This window comes from Bradyrhizobium sp. 33ap4 (assembly GCF_032654765.1).
GTDB lineage: Bacteria > Pseudomonadota > Alphaproteobacteria > Rhizobiales > Xanthobacteraceae > Bradyrhizobium > Bradyrhizobium australafricanum.
In genome coordinates this window covers 101,804-127,506 of sequence record NZ_JAUMTJ010000023.1, presented here as the reverse complement: position 1 = coordinate 127,506, position 25,703 = coordinate 101,804, and the positions used below count along the sequence as shown (strand labels likewise).

The following is a 25,703-nucleotide window of genomic DNA, read 5'->3' as shown; positions in this document are numbered from 1 at the left end:
ATTCGGGCCTCACCCGCCAGCCGGGGGCGAGCATGGCAGCAATATTTCGGGGGGAGCAATCCAGATGTCCACTATGACTGCAACTTCGGCGCGGCCCGCCGGCATGACAAAGGATGAGCGTTTCGTCATCCTCGCGTCGTCGCTCGGTACCGTGTTCGAGTGGTACGACTTCTATCTCTACGGTTCGCTGGCCGGCATCATCGGCGCGCAGTTCTTCTCGGACTATCCGCCGGCGACCCGCGACATCTTCGCGTTGCTGGCATTCGCCGCGGGCTTCCTGGTGCGCCCGTTCGGCGCGATCGTGTTCGGCCGGGTCGGCGACATCGTCGGCCGCAAATACACCTTCCTCGTCACCATCCTGATCATGGGTCTGTCGACCTTCATCGTCGGCCTGTTGCCCAACGCCAAGACCATCGGCATCGCGGCGCCGATCATCCTGATCTCGCTGCGCCTGCTGCAGGGCCTCGCGCTCGGCGGCGAATATGGCGGTGCCGCGACCTATGTCGCTGAGCATGCCCCGCCCGGCAAGCGCGGCTACTACACCTCGTTCATCCAGACCACGGCAACGCTTGGACTGTTCCTGTCGCTGCTGGTGATCCTGTTCACGCGAACCCTCACCGGCGAAAAGGACTTCGCCGACTGGGGCTGGCGCATTCCATTCCTGGTGTCGGTGCTGCTGCTCGGCATCTCGGTCTGGATCCGGCTGCGGCTGAACGAATCGCCGGTGTTCCAGCGGATGAAGGAGGAGGGCAAGACCTCCAAAGCGCCGCTGACCGAGGCCTTCGCGACCTGGAGCAACGCCAAGATCGTGATCCTCGCGCTGCTCGGCCTGACCATGGGCCAGGCGGTGATCTGGTACACGGGCCAGTTCTACGCGCTGTTCTTCCTGCAATCGATCCTGAAGGTCGACGGCTACACCGCCAACCTCTTGATCGCCTGGTCTCTGTTGCTCGGCACCGGCTTCTTCCTGGTGTTCGGCGCGCTGTCGGACAAGATCGGCCGCAAGCCGATCATCCTGGCCGGCTGCCTGATCGGCGCACTCACGCTGTTCCCGATCTTCAAGATGATCACGACCAACGCCAATCCGGCGCTGGAGAAGGCCTATGAGACGGTCAAGGTGCAGGTGGTTGCGGATCCGGCCGGCTGCGGCGATCTGTTCAATCCGGTCGGCACCCGCGTCTTCAGCGCGCCTTGCGACACCGCCCGCGCCTTCCTGGCCCAATCGTCGGTGAAATATTCGACGGTGCCGGGCCCGGCCGGCTCGCCGGTGAAGATCCTGATCAACGACAAGGAAGTGCCGTATACGGACGCCAAGACGTCGAACCCCGCAATCCTCGCGGCGGTGCAGGCGGCGGGCTATCCGAAGCCGGGTGACGCCGGCATCGTGAAGATGTCGCACCCGTTCGATGTCTTCCGTCCGCAGGTGGCCGCGGTCATCGGCCTGCTGTTCATCCTGGTGCTCTACGTCACCATGGTCTACGGCCCGATCGCCGCCATGCTGGTCGAACTGTTCCCGACCCGCATCCGCTACACCTCGATGTCGCTGCCCTATCATATCGGCAACGGCTGGTTCGGCGGCCTGCTCCCGGCGACCGCGTTCGCGATCACCGCCTCGACCGGCGACATCTACTCCGGTCTCTGGTATCCGGTCATCTTCGCCGCAATCACCGTCGTGGTCGGCGCGCTGTTCATTCCGGAAACCAAGGACGTCGACATCACCAAGACCTGACCGTCGACATCGCGATCAGAATGCATCGGCCGCGGAGCGATCCGTGGCCGATGTCATTTGGAGGCCGCGTCTTAAAAGACAGGTCGCGCGCGTCAGCGCGTGGCGCCGATGAATTGCAGCACGATCTCGCGCCGGTGCGGACGGGCGCGATGCTCGATCAGATAGATGCCCTGCCAGGTGCCGAGCGCCATCTGACCGTCGAGCACGGGGACCTGCAGCGAGGTCGCCGTCAGCATGGTCTTGATGTGCGCCGGCATGTCGTCAGGGCCTTCGGTGTCGTGACGCCAGCCGCCGTCTTCGGGCGCTGCGCGGTCGAGCGCCGTCTTCAGATCGACCAGCACGGTCGGATCGGCATTCTCCTGGATCGTCAGCGAGGCCGAGGTGTGGCGGATGAACAGCGTGACCACACCCTCGCCGGCACGCGCCTCGCGCAGGAATTTGGCGACCTCGCGCGTGATGTCGGTAAAGCCGGCGCCCGACGTTTCGACCGCCAGGCGCGACGACACGATGCTGGTTGCCGCGACGGAGGATGGCGCCGAGTGCGTGATGGTCCTCGATGAGTTCATCTGTAACTCTCACTATGTCGTCCCGGCGAAGGCCGGGACCCATACTCCGCGGCCCCTCAGTTACGAAGATTTGGAGTTGCCAGCTTAGCCACCCAACTCCCAGCGGTGGTTATGGGTCCCGGCTCCCGTGCGCAATTGCGCACTAGGCCGGGACGACGCTGGAGAGACAGCGCCAGCACAACATCAAATCTTGCCGCCATTGACGTCGCGCTGCACGCGGTTGGCCATTTCGATCAGTCGCCGCCAGGCCCGCTCCACGAACGACATCATGCGATCCATGTCGCGGTCGCTCGGCAGCGGGATCTCGATCTTGCGCTCGCCCTCGGCGACCTTCGGCTCGGTCTTGGGCTCCGGCTTCTTCAGCTGATCGGATTTCGGCAACGCTTCGTCGGTCTTGGCCGACGGTGCGCGCGCGGCGAGCTCATCCTTGAGCTTGTCATTGTCGGCTTGCAGGCGCCCGATCTCGGCATCCAGCGCCGCCCGCTCGTCCGGCACCATGTAACAGGCCCAGCCGGCGCTGGAATTGGTGCAGGTCGACACCGCGCCGGTGCGCGTGTCGAGCCGCAGGAAACCATCGCCGGCGGGTGATAAGGCGTAGCGGCCATTCTCGGTGTCCGGCACGGTTTGCGCGATCGCCGCGCCGCCGCTTGCGATCAGGATGGCAGCAATTGCGATGGACAATTTCGACGGTGACATCGCGATGGGCATGGCTTGCTCCGCCTCAACCTGATTCCTGCCCTAGACCACAGAGCTATAGGGCTTGCGGCCTGACTTCAACGCGTCTTCAAGCAATTCGATCCGGTCCTGGCCCCAGAACACCTCGCCATCGAGCACATATCCGGGCGAGCCGAACACGTCGGCGTCCAATGCATTCTGGCGATTCTGCTCATAGGCCGCGCTGATCGCTTCAGTGCTCGAGCGCTCGACCAGCTGCCGGCCGGGCAAACCGGCATCGTCGGCGAGCTTCACCAGCGTCGCAGGATCAGCAAGATTAAGCTGCTGCTCCCACACCGCGGGATAGGCCCGTTGCAAGAACGGCTCGGGGTCGAGGCCGGCCTCGAGCATCGCGATCACCACGCCATCGGCAAGGCGCCCGTTGAACGGCCAGTTGGCCGGCTGCAAATGAAAATTCAGTCCGCGCTTGTCGCGCCAGCGCTGCAACTCGATCATCCGATAGCGCTGCCGCACCGGATGGCGCTTGGCGAGCGGCAGTCCGCCGGTCTCGGAGAACAGATCGACCAGCAGCACAGGCCGGTAATTTACCTTGAGATCGTAAGTGCTTACGAGTCGAACGAAGGGCTTGTGGCCGATATAGGCCCAGGGGGATTGCAGCGAGAAGTAGTAATCGATCTGGCGCGACATGCGGAACCTGACTGCGTGAGAGGACGGGACTTTCGGCGATCCCAGCAGAGCGGGAATAGCCACGCAATATCGCTCAATGCCACGCAAGCTGTTGCACTGCGATCACTGCGTCACTCTGACCTTGAATATCTCCAAATAAAACCAGCAGAATCAAAGCAATAACTGGTTACGACGCAATCTTGACTTGATTAGACGCGGTAAGTATGGTCCGCGCGGCTTTTGACGGGGACGGGCGCAATTTCCATCATCCGCGGCATCGGTTAGTGTTTCCAGCATGGCTGAGAACACCAACGACGGCGCAAATGGAAGTCGCGATCAATCGCCTCCTGACGAAGCTGCGCTTTCCGCAAGGCTCGGAAGTCTCGATCATCGGTTGTCAGAAATTCGCGACAGCCGCAGGAGCAAGACTGATCAATCCGGTAATGAAAGCGGGGACAGTGCGGCCAGAGCTTCGGCTATGGCGCTCGGTTTTCGTCTTTCCTCGGAGCTGATCGCGGGCGTTGCCGTCGGAGCGGCGATTGGCTGGGGGTTCGACCGTTTGCTGTCGACGTCGCCATTCGGCTTCATCGTGTTAACGCTGCTCGGCTTCGTCGCCGGGGTGGTCAACGTGGTGAGGTCCGCGGGCGTGGCCTCGGGCAAGCGCTGAGCGCTGGCGGGAAGTCACGACATTTGAAATTCGATTACCGGCACGATAGCCGGTGGACCAAGAGCCGCGCGGATGAAAATCGACCCGATCCACCAGTTCAATATCGAGCCCCTCTTCACGCTCGGCCACATCGGCAATCACACGATCGCCTTCACCAATTCCTCGCTCTTCATGCTCATCGCGGTGCTGCTGATTGCGCTGCTGATGCTGGCGAGCGGCCGGGAACTGGTTCCGGGACGGCTGCAGTCGGTCGCCGAGATCTCCTACGAGTTCGTCGCCACCACGATTCGCAGCACGGCCGGCGCGGAAGGCATGAAGTTCTTCCCGCTGATCTTCTCGCTCTTCATGTTCCTCTGCGTCTCGAACCTGGTCGGCGTCATCCCCTACACCTTCACGATCGCGAGCCACCTGATCGTCACCGCGGCGCTCGCGCTTTTGGTGTTCTTCACCGTCCTGATCTACGGCGTCTACAAGAACGGCCTGAAATTCTTCAGCATCTTCGTCCCCCACGGCGTTCCGATCTACATCCTGCCGCTGGTCATGTTCATCGAGATCCTGTCGTTCTTCCTGCGGCCGGTCTCGCACAGCGTTCGTCTGTTCGCCAACATGCTGGCCGGCCACATCGCATTGAAGGTGTTCGCGGGCTTCGTCGCGATGCTCGGCTTCTCGCTGGGCGCGCTCGGCTGGGTCGGCGGCGTGCTGCCGCTGGCGCTCACGATTGCGCTGTATGCCCTCGAACTGCTGGTCGCGTTCCTGCAGGCCTACGTGTTCGCGATCCTGACCTGCATCTACCTCAACGACGCCATTCATCCGGGACACTAAGCGGTCCGGGGAATCTCCACCCACCAATCTGTCTATCTTTCTCAAGGAGCTACATATGGAACCGGCAGCAGCAAAACTTATCGGCGCGGGCATCGCGTGCATCGGCATGGGCGGCGCGGGCGTCGGCGTGGGCATCATCTTCGGCAACTACCTCGCCGCTGCGGTGCGTAACCCGTCGGCCGCTCAGGGCCAGTTCGGCAACCTGATCTTCGGCTTCGCCGTGACCGAAGCGCTCGGCATCTTCTCGCTGCTGATCGCGCTGCTCCTGCTGTTCGTTCCGCTCTGAGCGGCACGCCGGTTCCGCTCTGCGGTAACCCGGTTCCGCTTTGCGGTAACCTCTTCGCGCCGCCCAAGGTTCGTTCCAAGGGCGGCGCGCATGACAGCAACAGGAGAACACCATGGCTGAGAGTCATGGCGAGGCAAAAGGCCAGAAAGCCGGCGCCCACACCGAGACCGACGGCGGACATCACGGCGGAGCCTTTCCGCCGTTCGATTCGTCCAACTTCGCCTCGCAGCTGGTGTCGCTGGCGATTGCATTTGTCGCGCTCTACCTGATCGTGTCGCGTATCGCCCTGCCGCGCGTCGGCGGGACGATCGATGCACGTCAGAACAAGATCGAGGGCGATCTGGCCGAGGCGCAGAAGCTGAAGGACGAGTCCGACGCGGCGCTGAAGGCCTACGAGAGCGAACTGGCGAATGCGCGCGCCAACGCGCAGGCGATCGGCAACGAGACCCGCGAGAAGCTGAACGCGGCCTCGGAAGCCGAGCGCAAGGCGCTGGAAGAGAAGTTGGCGGCAAAGCTCGCCGACGCCGAGAAGCAGATCGCAACGACGAGGACCAACGCCATGAGCAACGTCCGCGGCATCGCGGCGGATGCGGCCGGCGCCATCGTCCAGCAACTTGCCGGCGTCACGCCGGACGCCAATGCGGTCAACAGCGCCGTCGACGCGTCGTTGAAGGGATAGACGATGTTTTACGAACCGGAAACCTGGGTTGCGATCGCCTTCGTCCTTCTGCTGGTCGTGTTCGGCTATCTCGGCGTCCATCGCACCCTGCTGACGGCGCTCGACCACCGCGCCGAGCGCATCAAGGCCGAGCTGGAAGACGCCCGCCGTCTGAAGGACGAGGCCAATAAGCTGCTCGGCGAGTACAAGGCGCGCCGCGCCAGCGCGGAGCGCGAGGCCGAGGAGATCATCTCCAACGCCAAGGCCGAAGCCGAGCGGATCGCGGCCGAGGCCAAGACCAAGATGGAAGATTTTGTCGCGCGGCGGACCAAGACCGCCGAGAGCAAGATCGCCCAGGCCGAGGCCCAGGCCGTGGCCGATGTCCGCGCCGCCGCGGCCAACGCCGCGGTGACGGCCGCCTCGACCATCCTGTCGCAGTCCGTCAAGGGCTCGGTTGCCGACGACCTCGTCGGCAAGGGCATCGCCGAAGTCCGCTCCAAGCTGAACTGACGCGATCTGAACTCCTTAAAAAAAGGCCGGCGCGAGCTCATCGCGCCGGCCTTTTGTTTTGTCCAAATTCGTCCGTTTGACGCGTTTTCTTCACGCGAACCGGCGTCCACTTCGCTCGAAAACGCGCTGTTACTTCTTCTTGTGCGGCGCGCGGGCCTTGGGCTCCGGCTTCAGGGCCTGCGGGTCGAAGCCGATATAGAAGATGTAATTGTCGTTGTCGGCCGGAGACGGCGCCGGATAGACGACGTCCTCGGCGACCAGGCTGAATGGCACGCTGCCGCTTTCGTCCATCTGCACCGTGGTGGTGTAGGCCTTGGTCATGATGGTCTTCTCGCCGACGCCGCCCTGCACCACGGCAACGCGCAGCGGCACCTGAATGCTCGGTGGCGCGCCCTGGGGACCGACAATGATCCGCCCCTGAATACCGATCTTGGCCGTGATCTGGCCGCTGTTCAGATTGCATTGCCGCGCCGTGCGCGTGATCGAGGCCAGGAACTTGACGTCGTTGCCGACCGCTTCCTTGCCGTTCGCGGCCACCGAATAGGTCGAGGCTCCGGAGCGGATCTGCACCGGCGGGCAGGTCAGTTCGGCGTCGGCATCGTTGAGCTGCTGCGGCGCTGCGGGCGTCGCCGGCTTGTCCTGGTCGGACGAGCCGCCGCCGAACAGGCTCTTGAAGCGGTCGCTCAGCGACTGCGCAGGAGCTGCCGAAGGCAACAAAGTGGCACCGAGACCGATCGATACCGCCGCTGCGAGCGCGAACCTGATCACCCGTTCACCCATCAATGTCCTCAAATTTCCCAACCGGGTTCCCTGTTTCGCGGCCGTTATAGCAAGGCAATGGCGGCGAACCCAAGGCATCGAAGGCGGCACCGCCGTCCGCAAAAAGGCTTACGGATCAGCCGCGGAAATCCTCGTGCAGCAGGCCGAACAGCAGGTGGTCCTGCCAGATCCCATTGATGCAGAGATAGCGCCGCGCCAGGCCCTCGCGGGTGAAGCCGCACTTCTCCAGCACGCGGATCGACGAGGCATTGGAGGGAATGCAGGCCGCCTCGATGCGGTGCAGATTGAGCTCGCCGAACAGCGAGGGCAGCAGCACCCGCAGCGCCGTCGTCATGTAGCCGCGATGGGCATGCGGCAGCCCGACCCAGTAGCCGATCGTGCCGGCCTGCACGATGCCGCGCCGGACATTGGCGAGCGTGATGCCGCCGATCATCACCCCGTCCGATTCGCGGAAAATGATGAACGGATAGGAGCGGTCGGCGGCGATGTCCTCGGTGTAGCGGCGCAGCCTGCGGCGGAAGCCGGCGCGGGTCAGGTCGTCGGAGGGCCAGATCGGTTCCCATGGCGTGAGATAGGCGCGGCTGAATTCGCGCAATTGCGCCCATTGCGGGAAATCCGACATCTGCGGCGCGCGCAGCAAGAGCCCGTGACCGCGCGGCATCAGTGCAGCGGGTCCATTGGACGGCAAACGAAACAGGGCCATGGCCCAACACTCCCCGCCACTTCTCCCTCGCCCCGTCCTTGCGGGGAGAGGGTCGGGGTGAGGGGTCTTACCGCAGATTCGGTCTTGCGGCTCTACCCCTCACCCGAAGCCTTCGGCCATAGCTGAGGCTCCGCCTCGGCGTATGTCCGTCAACGGCCGCCGGTAGGCGGCCTATGCTCTCCCCGCAAGCGCGGGGCGAGGTAAGCAGAATACTCAATGCAACAGCGTTTTTGCCTTCGAATTCGTCAATCCTTCCGCAAAAGCCACCGCCGTGTCCAGACCCCTGCCGCTGCCGAGCGCGACAACGGCGGGCCGGCTGCGCGCCAGCAGGGCACGGGCGGCGTTGCGGCTCGATTCGACGCTGACCGCGTCGATCCGGGCCACCAGTTCTTCCACCGTCTGCGGCCGGCCATAGGCTAGCACATGGCGTGCCAATTGTTCGGCCCGCGATGAACAGCTTTCCAGCGCCATCAACAGGCCGGCCTTCATCTGCGCCTTGGCGCGGGCGACCTCGGCCTCGGTCAGGGTTTCGACCGCGTCGTTGATGACGTCGACGATGACTTCCATCATTTCCGGCGCATCGGCCGGATCGGTCCCGGTGTAGAGGCCGAAGAAGCCGGTGTCGGTGTAGGGCGCGTGGAAGGTATAGATCGAGTAGCACAGCCCGCGCTTCTCGCGCACCTCCTGGAACAGCCGCGACGACATCCCGCCGCCGAGCGTGTTGGTGAAGACCTGCAGCGAGAACAGCGACGGGTCGGTCTGCGGCACGCCTTCGAGCGCCAGCGTCAGATGCGCCTGCTCGAGATCGCGATGCACCACCCGCGAGCCGCCTTTGCCGAACATCGCGACCTGCGGCTTCGGCGCCGGGGTGGCGTCGAAGCTCGCAAACTTCTGCGTGACGTCCTCGACGATCCGCGCGTGATCGACCGCGCCGGCGGCCGCGACCACCATGTCGGGGGCGCGGTAATGCGTCGAGAGATAGCCGCGCAGCATGTCGCGATCGAAGACCTTCAGCGTCTTGGCGGTGCCGAGCAGCGAGCGCCCCATCGGCTGCTCCGGATAGCAGAGCTCGTTGAGATGCTCGAACACGACGTCGTCGGGGGTATCCTGCGCCGCGCCGATCTCCTGCACGATGACGCTCTTCTCGCGCTCCAGCTCGTCCGGCACGAAGGACGGGTTGGCGAGGATGTCGGACAGCACGTCGAGCGCCAGCGGCACGTCGGCCTTCATCACCCGCGCATAATAGGCTGTGGTCTCGGTCGAGGTCCCGGCATTGAGGTCGCCGCCGACCGCCTCGATCTCCTCGACGATCTCGCGCGAGGAGCGCCGCGCCGTGCCCTTGAACGCCATGTGCTCGAGCAGATGCGAGATGCCGTGCTCGTTCGGCTTCTCGTCGCGCCCGCCGACGCCGGCCCAGACCCCGAGCGCCGCGGTTTCCAGATGCGGCATGGTGTCGGTGACGATTGTCAGTCCGCTCGGCAGCTTGGTGATTTCAACGCCCATCAGGCAACTCCCTGCTTGGCAGCACGGCTGACCGACAGCACGAAGCTCTCGACCTCGGCAGAATCATTCTTCATGACCGTGATGTGTTCGGATTTGCTCATCAGGCCTCCGAGCCAGACCGGCAGCTGCGGACGCACCCCGCAGGCGGCTTCCACCGCGTCGGGGAATTTGGCCGCGTGCGCGGTCGACAGCACGATGTTCGGGATCCTGGAATCCGAGGTGTCGCGGTCGGCGACTGCGAGCGCCACCGCGGTGTGGGGATCGACCAGATCGCCGGCCTCGCGCCAGGCGGCGCGGATCGCGGCTGCCGTCTCGGTCTCGTCGGCGCGGCCGGCGTCGAAATCACGGCGCACGGCGGCCAGCGTCGCATCCGGCAGCACGAAACGGCCGGACTGCTTCAGCGAGGCCATCAGGCGGCGGACCTGATCGGCGTCGCGGCCGCTCGCCTCGAACAGCAGCCGCTCGAAGTTCGACGACACCTGGATGTCCATCGACGGCGACGTCGTGGCGTGCACCTCGCGGACCTCGTAGATGCCGGTCTTCAGCGTGCGCGCCAGGATGTCGTTGACGTTAGCGGCGATGCGCAAGTTCCGGATCGGCAGCCCCATCCGCTTGGCGACATAGCCGGCGAAGATGTCGCCGAAATTGCCGGTCGGCACCGTGAAATCGACGGTGCGCTGCGGCGAGCCGAGCGCGACCGCCGAGGTGAAGTAATAGACCACTTGCGCGACGATGCGCGCCCAGTTGATCGAGTTGACGCCCGACAGCGCCACCTGGTCGCGGAAGCGATGGTTGTTGAACATCGCCTTCACCAGCGCCTGGCAATCGTCGAAGGTGCCTTCGATCGCGAGCGCGTGGACGTTGGCGGCGCCGGTCGTCGTCATCATGCGGCGCTGCACCTCGGAGATGCGGCCGTTCGGGAACAGCACGACGAGGTCGACATTGTCGAGATTGGCAAAAGCCTCGACCGCGGCGCCACCGGTATCGCCCGAGGTCGCGACCACAATGGTGGTGCGCTGCGCGCGCTTGGCCAGCACGTGATCCATCAGCCGCGAGATCAGCTGCATCGCGACGTCCTTGAACGCCAGCGTCGGCCCGTGGAACAGCTCGAGCAGGAACTGGTTCGGCCCGGCCAAGTCGGATCGTAGCCATGTCGTTCTGTGAGCCAAGGAGTTGAGTGTTATAGTTGTCTTCCTAAGACCGCTTGGCCTCCGACTTGCCGGCGACAAACGGACGGATGATCTCGACCGCGACCTCCCAATAGGGACGGCCGAAGAAGGTGGCGATGGTCTCGGGCGACAGTTGCGGCCAGGTCTCGGGCACGTAGAGCCCGCCGTCACGGGCAAGCCCGGTCAGCATCACATCGCAGAAGCCGAGCACCGGGGCCTCACCCCTGGTCGAAATATACCGCGTCAAACCGCCCTCCAAAGGCTTCGATCCGAGCCTTAAGCCTTTGATATCATGGAATTATCGAGTTCGCCTCATGCGACCCGAACGGTTCACCATAGAAGATCGGACCAGCAATGGGTAGCCCGAAGCGCGCGCCTCGGGGTCGCGGGCGAGTGCGTGGCGTTGCTGAGGGAGTTGGCGGGCGCGCCGCAAACACAACCGTCGTCCCCGCGAAAGCACGCGAAAGCAGGGACGACAGCAAATGTGTGGTACAGCAAATGTGTGGTGCCGCTTGTGAGTCATAATCATGCGTTCTCGCGACATCCGCGCGCGAGGGGTACACGCCAATCAGCGTGGGTCGCGCCATCCACTAACCGCTCGGCGGCGCCAGCGGCTGCACGATCTCCTGGAACGGCGGCAGCGCCTCGCAGCACGCGGCGTGGGCCTCGAGCGCCGGATAGCGCGCGTCGAACAGATGCGGATGCGCCTCGCCGGTGAAGCGCAGCGCGCAGGCCACCGCGACGTCGGCATGACCGATGCGATTGCCCAGCCAGTACGGCGTCGGCACCGCCGCGCGCTCCTGCTCCAGCACCGCGAGCACGCCCGCGATCTGCGCCTCGCAGCGCTCGACCCAGAGCTTCAACTGCTCCTTGCGCAGCACGCGCTCATAGACAAGGCTCACCGCCTTGTCGGCAAGCCCGGTCGCCAGCGCCGTGATGCGCAGATGCTTGCGCCGCTCGGCGCCTGAGCGCGCGATCATCGCCTTGTCCGGCCCGACCAGCTCGTCGAGATAATCCAGGATCGCACCACTCTCGATCAGCGCCTCGCCGCTATCGAGCACCAGCGTCGGCACCCGCCGCACCGGATTGTAGGCCGCAACCTTCTCCGCATCGCCGAAGGTCGACCACGGCTTGTGCTCGAACGGCAATCCATAGACCCGCAGCGCGATCGCGGTCCGACGGACAAAGGGCGAGTCGTACTGGCCGATCAAAAACATCTGTCATCTCGTCGGTCATGCCGCAGCAAGCCGCCTCGAAAACAGAGATTTCGAAGTGTGCGAATGCCGGGGACAAAGGTTGCACTTTGCACCATCGTAGATGGGCCGCGCCGCATTGCAACCGGATCCTGATCCGGTCCGTTAGGCGAGCTACCCAATCACCGGCACGTGCCTCGCCGCATCGCGCGGCAATTTGCCGTCGAGCCTCGGATCATCCGCCACCTCGATCTGCCGCAGGAACGGACGGAAGCCGGAGCGCTGGTAGAATGCGACGGCCGAGGGATGATCGAAGGTGCAGGTGTGCACCCAGACGCGGCTGACGTCGCGTGACCAGGCGATCTCGAGCGCGCGGTTCATCAGGAAGCGCGCGGCGCCGGTGCCGATGAATTTTGCGGTGACGCCGAAATACAGCAGCTGGCATTCGCCGGCCACGCTGAAATCGAGTTCGAGCAGGCCCTCATCCTGGCCGTCGACGGCCAGCCCGTAGAGCTCGTTGCCGGGGGCGTGGATCCTCGAGGCGAGATCGGAATCATCGAGCCCGGTGCGGGTGAACCACAGCCACTCCTCGCCGACCCGGCGATAGATATCGCGATACCAGTCGAGCGCGGGCGGATCGACCTTGCGCAGGCGCCACGCGCCGGGCGGATCGTCGCGCAGCGGCGGACGCGCGGTCATCTCCAGATGGGTGACGACGGCAGCGATCTTGCCGTGGGGGATGTCGGAGTAACCATCGGGCAGCAGCATCGCGCGACCTCTGTTTGCAGGCTGTCGGCGGGACATAACCGCACGTCGCCGCAGATGCAATGCAACGCTGCACGCAATGCCTGGTCAGGAGAAGAAGAGGTAACCCGCCGCATCCGCCGCTGCTCATTCGAGCGGCCAGGTCCAACGAGCGGGATAAACCAGTTTGAACGCGCTTTGAGGGAGGGCCCCCCAGGCCCTCCCGTACCCGGTTAGTTGCCGACCCAAACGTTGCCGTTCGCGTCGAAATCGTTCTTCGGGTTGTAGCCGGACTCGCGAAGACTCCGCATGCGCATCGCGCGGTCGCTGACATCGCCATTGAGACTGGCGTTGGCATTGAGCACGGCAGGACTCAGTGCGGTACCCATCACGAGACGCTGGTGGGTCCGGTGTTGTGCCGTGCGTGCATCGGCGAGTGCCGCCGTGGACAGACAAACAACTGCGATCGAAACAAGAATAGTTTTCGTCATGGTCAGCTCCTGTGAAGTAACCAGCTGAGCTTTCAATCGCTTCCAGAAAATGCGTGCTCGCGCCGGATGTGAGAACCGTCACAGGCCGGCGGCGATCACGATCGGCCAGACTAGCAGGCAGACGCCAACGCTTCTTGGACGCCCGCGCACAGCGTCGCGGGAAGCCCGTGCGCAAATCGCAAACGTCAACTTGTAGTGATCCAGATGCGCCGCCGCGTTGATGGCACAAAGTGAATAGTGGCTGACCGCCGCAGTCCGCGTCGGCATTCGCACCGATGAGTCCCGGGTCGCGCTTCCGCCTTCAGGAGAAGCAGGAAAAGTGAGCGCGGTGCTCGCCACACGTTTGACGTCGTCCCGGCGAAGGCCGGGACCCACAGGACTACGTTGTTGAACGACGCTGCGGCCCCAACATCGCAGGACAATTGGCATTCGTGGTTATGGGTCCCGGCCTTCGCCGGGACGACATTAGAGTTTGTGGCGCAGCCGATGAGACGTACTCGCTCCCTCATCTCGGCGTCAGCGTGATCGCGTCAGCGGTTGCGGCTACAGTGTGCCGAACACTCGGTGTCGTCCCGGCGAAGGCCGGGACCCATTACCACAGAGTTGGGTTGTTAAGGCACGCTGTGGCCCCAGCACCGCAAAGCAATCGGCATTGGTGGTTATGGGTCCCGGGTCGCGCGGAGCTTGCCCGGGACGACATTGGAGTTTTGGGTGACCGCCCCCTCACCTCGGCGTCAGCGTGATCGCTTCCGCAGTTGCGGCTTCCACCGCCGGCCGGCTGTAGAGCAGCGGCACATACTGGCCCGTCGCCCATAGCGGCGCGAGGTCGCGGTAGTGGCCGCTGAAGGGATCGCCGGATTGGCCCGGCGTGTTGACGGCGCGGCTTGCATCCCAATTGCCGACATCGAGCACCATGCGGAATGAAGCGCCGGAGATCAGATGATAGTCGGAGCGGCGATAGGTGGCGGCGCGCGGCACGTTGGCGGCGCCGCCAAAGGCGAGTGGTCCGACCTGCATCTGCGCCGCGGTCGCCTTGTCGGCGAGCGGCATCAGCGCGTGATTGAATTGCGCGACATGCAGCCGGCCCCAGCGCCAGGTCGACGCATCGGGACCGAGCTTGTCGGCAACATCGGTGACCGCCTCGCCGAGACTGTCGCGCAGCACGCGGTCGCGCTCGCCTGAGGGATCGCTGCCGAGCGCCGCGTCCGGCTTTTCGAGATAGCCGACAATGGCGGAGATGCTGGAGGCCTCCGGCGCAATCAGCTCGGCTGCCTTCGGCGCGGTGGTCTTGAGCAGCACCGGGCCGAGATGGTTTGCGATCCACACCTCATAGACCGCGGCGGCCGCGCTATCGGCCGCATCACGCGCATCCCACGCCCTGAGCAGATCAAGGCCCTTCTTGACGTTCGCATCATCCGACGTGAGCGGCTTCAGCAGCGCGATGAGGCGCCGCGCGAGCATGCCGGTGTCGTCGTTCTGCAGCGCCATCGCGTCCGCCAGCGTCACCTTGCTGTTGGCCTGCAGCACCTCGGTGATGCGCTGCCAGCGCGCGCTGTCGGCCCATTCGAATCCGACCCTACGCTCACCCACCGGATAATCCGCCGGCAGGTTCATCTGGTTGGCGGTGGCGATGAAACCCTGCTTCGGCTGGTACAGCTTCGGCAATTCGTCGAGCGACAGAAAGCCCTGCCACTCGTAGCGGCCGTCGCCGGGCACCGGCATCAGGCCGTCGAAACTGGCGCGGCGCGGCGTCTTGCCGGCGGCGACCCAGCCGATATTGCCTGACGTGTCGGCATAGACCTGGTTCTCCGACGGCGCGCCCCAGCGCCGCATCGCGCCGAGGAAGCCGTTCCAATTCTTCGCCGTCATGTAGTCGGACGAGCCGAAATAGGCCGAGGTGCCCGGCTCGAACCAGATCGAGCGCACGGCGAACGCATGCTTCTTGTCGGCGTCGACGAAGATCACCGGGCCGTGGCGGGTGAACTTCAGCTCGAGATCGCGGTCGGCCTCGCCCTTCACCGCTTCCTTCTCATGCACGATCCGCATGTCCTCCCAGCCGCTGCCGTAGCGGTACTGGTTCGGATTGTCCGGGTTGAGCTCGTAGACGTAGAGGTCTTCCTGATCGACGTTGAAGATGGTCAGCCCGAACGCGATGATGTCGTTGTGGCCGATCGAGATGCCCGGCAGCGCAGGCTCGCCGGCACCGATCACGGAGATGCCGGGCGCATTGAGGCCGACGATGTAGCGCAGCGACGGCACCGAGTGCTCGCGATGCGGATCGTTGGCGAGGATCGGACGTCCGGTCGCGGTGCGCGATGCCGCGATCACCCAGTTGTTGGAGCCGATGGTGTCGCGCTGCTGGTCGGCTTCGGCGAGGTAGGTGTCGGGATCATGCGCCAGCGCCGCCTTCTGGTCCTTCGGCGCGGCGAACTTCACCGGCCGCGTGGCAAGATCGTAGGCGGCGAGCACCGCCTTCGGCACGCTGCAGGGATCGAGCCCATCGGGGATCCTGGTGGTCCAGGTGGGCTCCAGCTTGACGCGGAAACGATCGGCATCGAGGCCGGCAGCGCAGGCGACCCGCGAGCGCTTCACCTCGGAGGCGACGTTGCGGGTCAGGCCATGGCTGCGGACGCGCACGACATCCTCTGCCGACCACAAATCCGGCATCGTGCCTGCGATCCTGAACTCGATCGGTAGCGCGCGCTTGCCCGCCTGGACGTCGGCGACATAGGCGTTGACGCCGGCGACGAACGCCTCCGCATAGGATTTCGCCTTCGGGCCATAGGCGGCCCATTCCGCATTCATGTCGCCGCGATAGAGGAACAGACGCAGCGCCTTGTCCTGCTCGGCATAGGCAGGGCCGAAATCCTTCGCCAAGAGGCCGAGCCCGCGCTTGCGCCAGAGATCGATCTGCCAGAGCCGATCGCGCGCGGCGTTGAAGCCTTGCAGGAAGAACAGGTCGTGCTCGTTGCCGGCATAGATGTGCGGGATGCCCCAGACATCGACCAGGATCTGCCCCGGCGCCTTCAGCCCGGCGACGTCGGTCTTGACCTCGCGCGCCGCGACGAGCGGGCTCGGCTTCTCGCGCGCGGTGGCGGGTGCAACAAGTATTGCGGCGCAGAGTGCGGCAGTGAGTAGCTTGGCGACGCGGTTGAGATCCGTGTTCATGTTGTTCTCCGATGGTTGTTATTGATTGTTGCGCACACTTGGCGAGATTGAGCGGCAGCCGTAGCGTCGCCGCTTGCTTGGTGTGGAAAGAGACCCCACCCGTAGCGCATCTGATGATGCACTACGACCTAAGAGCGAGATTCGCTCGTCTCGACCCCGCTAGCGGGAGAGGTGCAGCGAGCTTGCCGCAGCATCAGTTCATCATTCCCCCTCGTCGCTCGCCAGCACGCCCTTCACGGCGCGGGCCCAGCCGGCGAGCTTGCGCTCGCGCGTCGCCTGGCTCATCGCCGGCCTGAAGCGGTGCTCGAGCCGCCAATTGTCGGCGAACTTGGCGGGCTCCGGATAGACGCCGGCATCGAGGCCGGCGAGATAGGCGGCCCCTAACGCCGTGGTCTCCTGGATCATCGGGCGGTCGACCGGCGCGTTGAGCAGATCGGCGAGCCGCTGCATGGTCCAGTCCGAGGCGGTCATGCCGCCGTCGACGCGCAGCACGGTGTTGGCGGCGTTGGCCTCCGGCCAATCGGTGCGCATCGCGGCCCACAGATCGAAGGTCTGGTAGCACACGCTCTCCAGCGTCGCATGCGCGAGCTCGGCCGGGCCGGTGTTGCGGGTCAGCCCGAACAGCGCACCGCGCACGCGCGGATTCCAGTACGGCGCCCCCATGCCGACGAAGGCGGGCACCAAATAGACGCTCTGCATGGAGTCGGATTTATCGGCGAGCGGCCCGGTCTCGGCGGCGTGCTTGATGATGCCGAGCCCGTCGCGCAGCCACTGCACCGCGCTGCCGGCGACGAAGATCGAGCCCTCGAGCGCGTAGGTGCGCTGGCCGCCGAGCTGGTAGGCGATGGTGGTGAGCAGCTTGTTCTTCGAGGCCACCGGCGTGGTGCCGGTGTTGAGCAGCGCGAAGCAGCCGGTGCCGTAGGTCGACTTCATCATGCCGGGCTCGAAGCAGGCCTGGCCGATGGTCGCGGCCTGCTGGTCGCCGGCAAGCCCGGAGATCGCGATCGGGCCGCCGAACAAGTCCGCCGTGCTCTCGCCGAACCGGGCGGAGGAATCCTTCACCTCGGGAAGCATCGAGCGCGGTACGCGCAGCAGCCTGATGAGGTCATCGTCCCAGGCGCCGGTATGGATGTTGAACAGCAGCGTGCGCGAGGCGTTGGTGGCGTCGGTGGCGTGGACTCTGCCGCCGGTGAGCCGCCACAGCAGATAGCAGTCGACGGTGCCGAACAAGAGTTCGCCGCGCTCGGCGCGCTCGCGCGCGCCCGGCACGTGATCGAGGATCCAGGCGACTTTGGTGCCGGAGAAATAGGGATCGATGATCAGACCGGTCTTGGCCGAAATCACCGACTCATGGCCCTCGGCCTTGAGTTTTGCGCAGATGTCGGCGGTGCGGCGGTCCTGCCAGACGATGGCGCGGTGCACGGCCTGTCCGGTGGCGCGGTCCCATACCACGGTGGTCTCGCGCTGGTTGGTGATGCCGATCGCGGCGATATCTTTCGCCTTGAGGCCGGCCTTCTCCAGCGCCTCGCGGCACACCATCACGGTCGAGGTCCAGATGTCCTCCGGCTCGTGCTCGACCCAGCCGGAGGCGGGGAAATGCTGCGGAAACTCCTGCTGCGCGACGGCGGCGATGGAGATGTCGCCGCGAAACACCATGGCGCGCGACGATGTGGTGCCCTGATCGATGGCCAGTACGAAAGACATGAGTGTTTCCCTTAAACAGCTTCATCCCGAGAGGGATTGGTGCAGGCGCCAAGGGAGCGGATTACTGCGGCGAGGTCAAGATTGGTGGTGAGTGCCGAGATGGTCGAGGCAAGAGTCCGCGAGGGTATCAGTCCCGTCATCCTGAGGTGCGAGCGGAGCGAGCCTCGAAGGATGCACGGCCCCCCAAGTCGGGCCGTCGACCCTTCGAGGGCCGCTGAAGAAGCGGCCACCTCAGGGTGACGGCGATGGAAATGAGCGCACCGCCTCAACCGTCATTGCGAGGAGCGAAGCGATGAAGCAATCCATCCATCAGCGCAAACGGACGAATGGATTGCTTCGCTTCGCTCGCAATGACGGTTGGAGCGGCCGGGCAGCCCGATCACATCGGCCGGTACGTCCTGACATCGGCGGGGACGTTGACGCCGATCTTGATCGCACCGACCGAGCGGATGATGTCGTCGCCGAGCAGCTGGGCGAAGCAGGCGTAGCCCCAGTCGTTCATGTGCAGGCCGTCGGCGATGACGAAATCGGTGATCGGGATCGCCTGTTTCTCGTGCCAGTCGCGCATCACCTCGAAGCGCGGGAAGATGCCGACATGACGCAGGGCGGCGATGCGGCCGAGCAGCTTCACCATGCCGCGCGCGCTTTCGGGACGCTCGGTGACGCGCGGCGAATATTGCGGATCGACCAGCACGACGTCGGCGCCAGACGCCTGAAGGCGCGCCACGCCGTCCTCGACCTGCCTGGCGGTCTCGGTCGGATCGAGGTTGCGCAGCACCGCGTTGGTGCCGACCTGCCAGATCACCATGTCGGGATGGACGTCGATCACTTCGGTCTGCAGCCGCTTCATCATCTCGGGCGCGTCCTCGCCGCCCTTGCCGCGATTGAGCACGGTGATGTCGGCGGACGGATACTGCCGGCGCAACTGTCCGGCGAGCCGGTTCGGATAGGTGAATTCCGGCGCCGACGAACCATAGCCCTGGGTCGAGGACGAGCCGAATGCGATGATGACGACCGGCTTGCCGGCGGCGAGCTTGGCCGCGACATGCGGCAGCGAACCGGTGCTGTTCGGCACGCCCTTGGGCTGCTGACAGGGCACGCGGTGGAAGATGTCGCTGGCGGATTTCGCGGCCTGCTTCACCCTGTCGAACGCCTTCGCGGCGACGCCGGGTTGCGGCGGATTGGTCGCATCGGCCGTCGCAGCGGGCTGCGTTGCATCAGGCTTTGCGGCCTCGGTCTTGCCGTCGGACGAAAGCGCTGCATGCTGGTCGGTCTGCGCGCGCGACGGCACAACCGCGAGCAGCGTCAGCACCGCAACGGCACAGAGACCTCGCCCTGCGGAAGCGCGAAAAGGGAAGGCAAAACGCATTTACTCTGCTTCCTTAATTCTGCTGCACCGGGCCCAGATGGGCCGCATCGATCACGAATTTCGCCAGTGCGCGGCCGAGACAGGCATGAACCTTCTTGGCCAGATCGACACCATGCGAGGTGCTGAACAGGTCAAAATATCCGGCGTCGCTCCACTGCTTCATAATCGCGAACCGGTCGAACAGCGGAACGTCGTGCTGCTGCGCCACCACCTTCATGTTGTCGAGATAGGGCGGTGCAGAGATCATCGTCTCCGTACGCGGGCTGTATTGCAGATTGACCAGCACCACGTCGGTCCCGGCGTCCCGCAACGCAACAACGCCTTCGTTGATGGCGGTACGGAAATCGTCGGGATCGATTGCTCGCATAGCATCGACGGTTCCGGTCTGCCAGATAACCAAAGTAGGCTTTTTTGCTTCAACAAGCTTAACAAGAGTTCCCGCGGTCTCCTCGGCGGTGTTCTTTCCCTGTAATTCTACGGATAGATCGATCGTCGACGACGGCAACGCTTCCTTCAGCGCCGCCTGCAGCGTGGCCGGATAGGCGCTCGCCTCGTTGCCCTGGATGGTCGAGGAGCGGCTGCCGACCACCAGCACGTTGAGCGGCCGGTTGGACTTGATGGCGTCGGTGACCTTGGGCAGCGAGCTCTCGCTCGTAAGCAGATAGGCGGGCACGTCGCAGGGCGGCGGCGGGGGCGGCTCCGCGGTGTCGCCGGCGCACGCGGGCGCCGCCGCCAAACCGGCCGTCAGGCAGGCTGCGAGCAGCGTCAGGCCCAGCATCGTCCGCGCGGACTTCATGCTCCCCCTCCCGCCAGATCGGCGTTGCCGGCGGCGCCTTTTTTCGAGGCGCCTTTGTCGGCGGAGTGCTTGTACCACGAAATGATCCACGCCATGCCGCACATGATGAGGATGCCGCAGACGCTGATCAAGGCGTGCAGTGCGGCACCGCCAGATACTTCGGCAAGCACGAAGTGACCGGCGAAGGCGAGGAAGACCCCGAGGCAGAATATCTCAAGCGAATGCTGGCCACACAGGATCAAAGGTCGCAGCCAGGGCGATTTCAGGCCCGGCCAGTCCTTGGGCAGGAAGCGCACGGTGAGCGCGGCGAGCGCCAGGAAGTGCGCGAATCGCAACACGTCCAGGTCGGTCTTGTTGATCGGATACATCCATTGCTCGATCACCTTCGGCATGATGTGGCCGAGCTGCGGCACGTACCAGGTCAGGGTCACGAAGAACGCCGCGACCAGATAGACGATGCAGATCCACATCGTGATGTTCGACGACAGGATCCGCGACATCCGCCGCGCCCCGCCGAGCGCGCACCAGGCGCCGAACACGAACAGCAATTGCCAGGCGAACGGATTGAACGCCCAGAAGCCGTTCGGATAGGCCGAGAGATAAAGGTCGAACTGCCAGGTCAGCGCGTAGAGCACGACCGAGAGACCGAGCGTGACGTCGGGCTTCCATTTCATCAGCCACAGGATCAGCGGCAGGAACAGCATCAGCACGATATAGAGCGGCAGCACGTCCATGTTGACCGGACGGAAGCGCAGCAGCAGCGCCTGGACGATGGTGACGTCAGGCTGCTTGAGGAAGTCCATGATCCCCATTTCCTCGCTGTAGAGCGGGTTCTCGAACGAGGTCGCGACATAGGAGATCTCGGCGAGGAAGATCGTGAACAGGAAGACGTGCGCGACGTAGATTTGCCAGACCCGGCGCAGGATGCGCGCGGTCGCGATCACGAAGCCGCCCTCCAGCATCGCGCGGCCGTAGACGAAGGCCGCGGTGTAGCCGGAGATGAAGATGAAGATCTCGGTGGCGTCGGAGAAGCCGTAATTGCGGATCGTCAGCCAGGTCAGAAGATTGGTCGGCAGATGATCGATGAAGATCAGCCACAGCGCGAGCCCGCGGAACAGATCGAGGCGGAGCTCGCGCTCGCCGGTCGCCGGCAGCGTGATCGCGGGCGCAGCAACCTTCGCCTCGGCCTCTGCCTTTACTTCGGCCTTGACGTCAGCCACCGGCGAACCGGCTATGGGATCGGCAATCGAGCTCATCAAACACCGTGTCGGCCGCGGACGCCCCGCACGCCGTGCTGAAAAGATAATATCGGTCCGCGAGTTGCCGACAAAGCACGGAGTGCGGCGGCATGCGGCCGCGCTTTAGAGCGGAACTATGTTGAAACCGCGATGAACGGGCCGCCCCAAATCCGGCTTTCCAAGCCCGCCCTTTCGCGGCCTGGCAGGCGATTGGTTCCGGCGGTTCAATTGGCTATGATAGCGCCCTGTTTGAGCATGATCCGGTCGAAAACGGACCATGCGCCAGGACCATCGGATTGAGCCGCATGTACCGCGCCGTTACCCGCCAGATCGAAGTCACCGTCGAGCCGAACTTCATGCCGGAGCGCTCGTCGGTCGACCGGCGCGAATATTTCTGGTCGTACAAGATCGTGATCGTCAATTCGGGCCCGGATACGGTGCAGCTGCGGACGCGGCACTGGATCATCACCGACGCCACCGGCCGCCGCCAGGAGGTGCGCGGCGAGGGCGTGGTCGGCGAGCAGCCGGTGCTCGCGCCCGGCGAACGCTTCGAATACACCAGCGGCGTGCCGCTGCCGACCGCCTCCGGATTCATGACCGGCAGCTATCAGATGGTCACCGAAGCCGGCGAGCGCTTCGACATCGACGTGCCGACATTTTCGCTGGACAGCCCGAGCCCGGGCGGCAAAAGGGTGCTGAACTGACGCCTGCGTAGCCCCGGATGGAGCGAAGCGCAATCCGGGGCAGGTGCATCCGCGGTTGGAGCGGCCCCGGATTTCGCTGCGCTTCATCCGGGCTACGATGACGAACGCGTCTACTCCACGCCGGCTTCCTGCGGCGTGAATTCATACACCGACGAGCAGAACTCGCAGGTCACGACGACCTTGCCGTCCTTGACCATCTCGGCGCGGTCGTTCGGCGCAAAGCTCTTCAGCATCGACGACACCGCGTCGCGCGAGCAGGAGCACTGCGCGCGCAGCGTTTGCGGGTTGAAGACACGCACGCCACGTTCGTGGAACAGGCGATAGAGCAGCCGCTCGCCGGACAGATCGGGATCGATCAGCTCGACGTCCTCGACGGTCGAGATCAGCGACTGGCCCTCGACCCAGGCGTCATCGTCCGGCACGCTATGCGTGGCCGTGCCTTCCGGCGCATCGCCGGGATGCAGATCGGCCTGCTTGGCGCGCTCGGGCGCCTTGGGCAGGAATTGCAGCAGGATGCCGCCGGCACGCCAGTGCAGCTTGCCGCCCTCGCCGCCGCGCATCTCCTCGCCGACCGCAAGCCGCACCCGCGTCGGAATCTGCTCCGAGCGCAGGAAATATTCGTGGGCCGCCTCTTCCAGGCCGCCGCCGTCGAGCGCGACCAGTCCCTGGTAGCGGCTGGTGTTGGAGCCCTGATCGATGGTCATCGCAAGGTGGCCCTTGCCGAGCAGCTCGCCCGAGCTCTGGCCATTCTTGAGGCGCGATGCGTCGTAGCGCGCATAGGCGCGCAGCCGGTCGGGCGCCTGGAAATCCACGATCAGGAGCGAGACCGGACCTTCGGTCCGGGTCTGCAGGATGAAGCGGCCCTCGAACTTGACCGACGAGCCGAGCAGCGTGGTCAGCACGATCGCCTCGCCGAGCAGCTTGCCGACCGCGGGCGGATAATCGTGCTTGTGCAGGATCTCGTCGAGCGCGGGGCCGAGCCGGGTCAGCCGGCCGCGCAGGTCCAGCGCGCCGACCTCGAATGCCAGCACGGCATCGTCGACCGGAACCGCTGAGGGCGCGCGAACCGGCGCCTCGGGCGTGATTTTGATGTCGGGGGATTGTGAAACCATGGCGCTCTATCTGGGGTCTCGGACCATGAAATAAAGGGGTTCACTAACGCGGATGTTTCCGTCGTCCCTGCGAAAGCATGCGAAAGCAGGGACCCATAACCACCGATGTGAGTTGCTTGCATCAAGCTGGTGCCCCAGCCTTCGCAACAATTGACAGCGATGGTTATGGGTCCGGGGTCGCGCTTCGCTTGCCCGGGACGACAACGCTTCTGATCTCCGACTACGCGACCGCGTCGAAACACCAGGCCAGAATGCCCTTCTGCGCATGCAGGCGGTTTTCCGCCTCGTCGAACACCACGGATTGCGGCCCGTCGATCACCTCGTCGGTGACCTCCTCGCCGCGATGCGCGGGCAGGCAGTGCATGAACAGTGCGTCCGGCTTGGCGAGCGACATCAGCTTGGCATTGACCTGATAGGGCCGCAGCACGTTGTGGCGGTGCTCGCCCTCCTTGTCGCCCATCGACACCCAGGTGTCGGTGACGACGCAGTCGGCGCCGCGCACGGCGGCTTCCGGATCGGTGCCGAGCATGATCGGCGCGCCGGTCGCCTTGATCCAGTCGCGCATCGGCTTCTTCGGCGACAGCTCCGGCGGGGTCGCGACATTGAGCTGGAACTTGAACCGCTCGGCGGCATGCGCCCAGGAGGCCAGCACGTTGTTGTCGTCGCCGGTCCAGGCCACGGTCTTGCCCTCGATCGAGCCGCGGTTTTCCTCATAGGTCATGAGGTCGGCCATCACCTGGCAGGGATGCGAACGCCGGGTCAGGCCGTTGATGACGGGAACGGTGGCGTGAGCCGCGAGCTCGAGCAGCGCGTCATGGTTGAGGATGCGGATCATGATCGCATCGACATAGCGCGACAGCACGCGCGCGGTGTCGGCGATGGTCTCGCCGCGGCCGAGCTGCATCTCGGCGCCGGTCAGCATGATGGATTCACCGCCGAGCTGGCGCATGCCCACGTCGAACGACACCCTTGTGCGGGTCGACGGGCGCTCGAAGATCATCGCCAGCGTCTTGCCTTCGAGCGGCTTCCTGCCCTTCTCATGCGCCTTCAGCTTCGCCTTCATGGCGGCTCCGGCGGACAGCATGTTGCGCAGCTCGCCGAGCGGCAGCTCGTTGATATCGAGGAAGTGACGGACCGGCTTGCTCATTATCCAGCCGCCTTCTTCGGCTGCGCCACCGACAATGTCGCGCAGGCGCGCTCGAGCGCGGTGATCGACTGGTCGATCTCGGACTCGGTCACGATCAGCGGCGCCAGGAACCGCACCACATTGTCGCCTGCGCCGACGGTGAGCAGCTTCTCGCTACGCAGCGCTGCGATCAGGTCGCCCGACGGCACCACGGCCTTGACGCCGATCAACAGCCCCTCGCCGCGTACCTCCGACAGCACGCCGGGATAGCGGTCGACGACGGAGGCGAGCTTCTGCTTGAGCAGCAGCGACATCTTCTGCACATGCTCGAAGAAGCCGGGTTTCAGCATGACGTCGAGCACGGCATTGGCGGCGGCGACCGCGAGCGGATTGCCGCCGAAGGTCGAGCCGTGCGAGCCGGGCGCCATGCCGGCCGCGGCCTGCGCGGTCGCCAGCACCGCGCCGATCGGGAAACCGCCCCCGAGCGCCTTGGCCAGCGACATCACGTCCGGCGTGACGCCGGTGCGCTTGTAGGCGAACAGCTCGCCGGTTCGGCCCATGCCGGTCTGCACCTCGTCGAAGGCGAGCAGCAGGCCGTGCTCGTCGCACAGCGCGCGCAGTGCCTTGAAGAACGCCTGCGGCGCCGAGCGCACGCCGCCCTCGCCCTGCACCGGCTCGATCAGGATGCCGGCGGTGTGCGGACCGATCGCCTTCTTCACCGCGTCGATGTCGCCATGCGGCACCTGGTCGAAGCCGTCCATCGGCGGGCCGAAGCCCTCGAGATATTTCGCCGAGCCGGTCGCCGCCAGCGTGCCCAGCGTGCGGCCGTGGAAGGCGCCCTCGAAGGTGATGATGCGGTAGCGCTCGCCATGGCCCTTGGAGAAGTGATAGTGGCGGACCAGCTTGATCACGCCCTCCATCGCTTCCGCGCCGGAATTGCAGAAGAACACGAAGTCGGCAAAGCTCTGCTCGCACAGCCGCGCGGCAAGCACCTCGCCGTCCGGGCTCTTGAACAGGTTCGACATGTGCCAGAGCTTGGTCGCCTGTTCCTGCAGCGCCTTGACGAGATGCGGATGCGCGTGCCCGAGCGCGTTGACCGCGACGCCCGAGGTGAAATCGAGATAGCGGTCGCCGTTGGTTGCGATCAGCCAGGCGCCCTCACCGCGCTCGAAACCGAGATCGACCCTGGCGAAGACGGGGAGCAGATGCGACGTGGCAGCGTTGGTCATGACGATCACTGACGGTTTTTAAGCCGACAATTGCCGCGCGCCTTGACGCCAGCGCAGCAACGGCCAGCTTCGGAAAACAAAACGGCCGCCTTTGC

The 25,703-nt window shown here is 64.9% G+C and carries 24 protein-coding genes and 2 pseudogenes; 7 read left to right on the top strand and 19 right to left on the bottom strand.

The window, feature by feature from the left end; all coding sequences use genetic code 11:
* Positions 1 to 64 precede the first annotated feature (64 nt).
* Positions 65 to 1,729: an MFS transporter gene (locus Q2M23_RS19575; protein WP_035631004.1), complete on the top strand. Its 1,665-nt coding sequence runs from the start codon at positions 65 to 67 to the stop codon at positions 1,727 to 1,729.
* A 92-nt stretch (positions 1,730 to 1,821) separates the two neighbouring features.
* Here Q2M23_RS19575 and Q2M23_RS19570 read toward each other — a convergent pair whose 3' ends face one another.
* From Q2M23_RS19570 to Q2M23_RS19560, 3 genes are all read right to left on the bottom strand, one after another.
* The gene (locus tag Q2M23_RS19570) at positions 1,822 to 2,295 is read right to left on the bottom strand and encodes a secondary thiamine-phosphate synthase enzyme YjbQ (RefSeq protein ID WP_076830936.1); all 474 of its coding nucleotides are present in this window, start codon (positions 2,293 to 2,295) and stop codon (positions 1,822 to 1,824) included.
* A gap of 183 nt (positions 2,296 to 2,478) precedes the next feature.
* On the bottom strand, positions 2,479 to 3,003 hold the full coding sequence (locus Q2M23_RS19565; protein WP_057019438.1) for a hypothetical protein: 525 nt from the start codon (positions 3,001 to 3,003) through the stop codon (positions 2,479 to 2,481).
* Between the two features lie 30 nt (positions 3,004 to 3,033).
* A complete protein-coding gene (locus Q2M23_RS19560; protein ID WP_057019439.1) occupies positions 3,034 to 3,657 on the bottom strand; it encodes a 2-hydroxychromene-2-carboxylate isomerase in 624 nt (207 codons plus the stop codon).
* A 274-nt stretch (positions 3,658 to 3,931) separates the two neighbouring features.
* On the opposite strand from Q2M23_RS19560, the gene Q2M23_RS19555 reads away from it, so the two are divergent.
* The 5 genes from Q2M23_RS19555 to Q2M23_RS19535 all read left to right on the top strand — a co-directional run bounded on the left by Q2M23_RS19555 (position 3,932) and on the right by Q2M23_RS19535 (position 6,579).
* Positions 3,932 to 4,303, top strand: coding sequence for an AtpZ/AtpI family protein (locus Q2M23_RS19555; RefSeq protein WP_028338953.1), 372 nt, complete (start codon positions 3,932 to 3,934; stop codon positions 4,301 to 4,303).
* A gap of 72 nt (positions 4,304 to 4,375) precedes the next feature.
* Positions 4,376 to 5,125, top strand: a complete 750-nt coding sequence (locus tag Q2M23_RS19550; RefSeq protein ID WP_016847053.1) for a F0F1 ATP synthase subunit A — start codon at positions 4,376 to 4,378, stop codon at positions 5,123 to 5,125.
* A 55-nt stretch (positions 5,126 to 5,180) separates the two neighbouring features.
* On the top strand, positions 5,181 to 5,411 hold the full coding sequence (locus Q2M23_RS19545; RefSeq protein ID WP_016847054.1) for a F0F1 ATP synthase subunit C: 231 nt from the start codon (positions 5,181 to 5,183) through the stop codon (positions 5,409 to 5,411).
* A gap of 112 nt (positions 5,412 to 5,523) precedes the next feature.
* Positions 5,524 to 6,090 carry a F0F1 ATP synthase subunit B gene (locus Q2M23_RS19540; RefSeq protein ID WP_057019440.1) on the top strand — a complete coding sequence of 189 codons (567 nt, stop codon included), beginning with the start codon at positions 5,524 to 5,526 and terminating at the stop codon, positions 6,088 to 6,090.
* A gap of 3 nt (positions 6,091 to 6,093) precedes the next feature.
* Positions 6,094 to 6,579 (top strand): ATP F0F1 synthase subunit B, encoded by a 486-nt coding sequence (locus Q2M23_RS19535; protein ID WP_057019441.1) that lies wholly within the window; start codon positions 6,094 to 6,096, stop codon positions 6,577 to 6,579.
* 129 nt (positions 6,580 to 6,708) lie between these two features.
* Here Q2M23_RS19535 and Q2M23_RS19530 read toward each other — a convergent pair whose 3' ends face one another.
* The 13 genes and pseudogenes from Q2M23_RS19530 to Q2M23_RS19475 form a co-directional block, all read right to left on the bottom strand.
* Positions 6,709 to 7,359 (bottom strand): hypothetical protein, encoded by a 651-nt coding sequence (locus Q2M23_RS19530; RefSeq protein ID WP_057019442.1) that lies wholly within the window; start codon positions 7,357 to 7,359, stop codon positions 6,709 to 6,711.
* Between the two features lie 115 nt (positions 7,360 to 7,474).
* Positions 7,475 to 8,062, bottom strand: coding sequence for a GNAT family N-acetyltransferase (locus Q2M23_RS19525; RefSeq protein ID WP_026191927.1), 588 nt, complete (start codon positions 8,060 to 8,062; stop codon positions 7,475 to 7,477).
* 213 nt (positions 8,063 to 8,275) lie between these two features.
* Positions 8,276 to 9,565: a M16 family metallopeptidase gene (locus Q2M23_RS19520; protein ID WP_076830951.1), complete on the bottom strand. Its 1,290-nt coding sequence runs from the start codon at positions 9,563 to 9,565 to the stop codon at positions 8,276 to 8,278.
* Positions 9,565 to 10,692 (bottom strand): annotated as a pseudogene (gene thrC / locus Q2M23_RS19515) (threonine synthase); the annotation flags it as partial. The pseudogene thrC and the gene Q2M23_RS19520, both read right to left, overlap by 1 nt.
* A gap of 90 nt (positions 10,693 to 10,782) precedes the next feature.
* Positions 10,783 to 10,981 (bottom strand): annotated as a pseudogene (locus Q2M23_RS44035) (threonine synthase); the annotation flags it as partial.
* Between the two features lie 343 nt (positions 10,982 to 11,324).
* Positions 11,325 to 11,951 carry a glutathione S-transferase family protein gene (locus Q2M23_RS19510; RefSeq protein ID WP_316396621.1) on the bottom strand — a complete coding sequence of 209 codons (627 nt, stop codon included), beginning with the start codon at positions 11,949 to 11,951 and terminating at the stop codon, positions 11,325 to 11,327.
* Positions 11,952 to 12,101: 150 nt separating this feature from the next.
* Positions 12,102 to 12,695, bottom strand: coding sequence for a GNAT family N-acetyltransferase (locus tag Q2M23_RS19505; RefSeq protein ID WP_316396619.1), 594 nt, complete (start codon positions 12,693 to 12,695; stop codon positions 12,102 to 12,104).
* A gap of 209 nt (positions 12,696 to 12,904) precedes the next feature.
* Positions 12,905 to 13,162 carry a hypothetical protein gene (locus Q2M23_RS19500; protein ID WP_168858992.1) on the bottom strand — a complete coding sequence of 86 codons (258 nt, stop codon included), beginning with the start codon at positions 13,160 to 13,162 and terminating at the stop codon, positions 12,905 to 12,907.
* Positions 13,163 to 13,885: 723 nt separating this feature from the next.
* Positions 13,886 to 16,330 (bottom strand): penicillin acylase family protein, encoded by a 2,445-nt coding sequence (locus Q2M23_RS19495; protein WP_316396616.1) that lies wholly within the window; start codon positions 16,328 to 16,330, stop codon positions 13,886 to 13,888.
* Between the two features lie 201 nt (positions 16,331 to 16,531).
* Entirely contained in the window at positions 16,532 to 18,034 is a 1,503-nt protein-coding gene (glpK, locus tag Q2M23_RS19490; RefSeq protein WP_316396615.1) for a glycerol kinase GlpK, read from the bottom strand.
* Positions 18,035 to 18,413: 379 nt separating this feature from the next.
* On the bottom strand, positions 18,414 to 19,403 hold the full coding sequence (locus tag Q2M23_RS19485; RefSeq protein WP_253638523.1) for an SGNH/GDSL hydrolase family protein: 990 nt from the start codon (positions 19,401 to 19,403) through the stop codon (positions 18,414 to 18,416).
* A gap of 13 nt (positions 19,404 to 19,416) precedes the next feature.
* Entirely contained in the window at positions 19,417 to 20,199 is a 783-nt protein-coding gene (locus tag Q2M23_RS19480; RefSeq protein WP_316396613.1) for an SGNH/GDSL hydrolase family protein, read from the bottom strand.
* Positions 20,196 to 21,455 carry an OpgC domain-containing protein gene (locus Q2M23_RS19475; RefSeq protein WP_076830969.1) on the bottom strand — a complete coding sequence of 420 codons (1,260 nt, stop codon included), beginning with the start codon at positions 21,453 to 21,455 and terminating at the stop codon, positions 20,196 to 20,198. The genes Q2M23_RS19480 and Q2M23_RS19475 overlap by 4 nt, the downstream gene beginning before the upstream one ends.
* Before the next feature lie 287 nt (positions 21,456 to 21,742).
* On the opposite strand from Q2M23_RS19475, the gene apaG reads away from it, so the two are divergent.
* On the top strand, positions 21,743 to 22,141 hold the full coding sequence (gene apaG / locus Q2M23_RS19470; protein WP_076830971.1) for a Co2+/Mg2+ efflux protein ApaG: 399 nt from the start codon (positions 21,743 to 21,745) through the stop codon (positions 22,139 to 22,141).
* A gap of 110 nt (positions 22,142 to 22,251) precedes the next feature.
* Here the strand turns inward: apaG and Q2M23_RS19465 are convergent, their stop codons facing one another.
* From Q2M23_RS19465 to Q2M23_RS19455, 3 genes are all read right to left on the bottom strand, one after another.
* Positions 22,252 to 23,253 carry an Hsp33 family molecular chaperone gene (locus tag Q2M23_RS19465; protein WP_076830974.1) on the bottom strand — a complete coding sequence of 334 codons (1,002 nt, stop codon included), beginning with the start codon at positions 23,251 to 23,253 and terminating at the stop codon, positions 22,252 to 22,254.
* 220 nt (positions 23,254 to 23,473) lie between these two features.
* The gene (gene argF, locus Q2M23_RS19460) at positions 23,474 to 24,400 is read right to left on the bottom strand and encodes an ornithine carbamoyltransferase (protein WP_028342316.1); all 927 of its coding nucleotides are present in this window, start codon (positions 24,398 to 24,400) and stop codon (positions 23,474 to 23,476) included.
* The gene (locus Q2M23_RS19455; protein ID WP_076831076.1) at positions 24,400 to 25,608 is read right to left on the bottom strand and encodes an aspartate aminotransferase family protein; all 1,209 of its coding nucleotides are present in this window, start codon (positions 25,606 to 25,608) and stop codon (positions 24,400 to 24,402) included. Before Q2M23_RS19455 ends, argF begins: the two co-directional genes overlap by 1 nt.
* Positions 25,609 to 25,703: the final 95 nt, after the last annotated feature.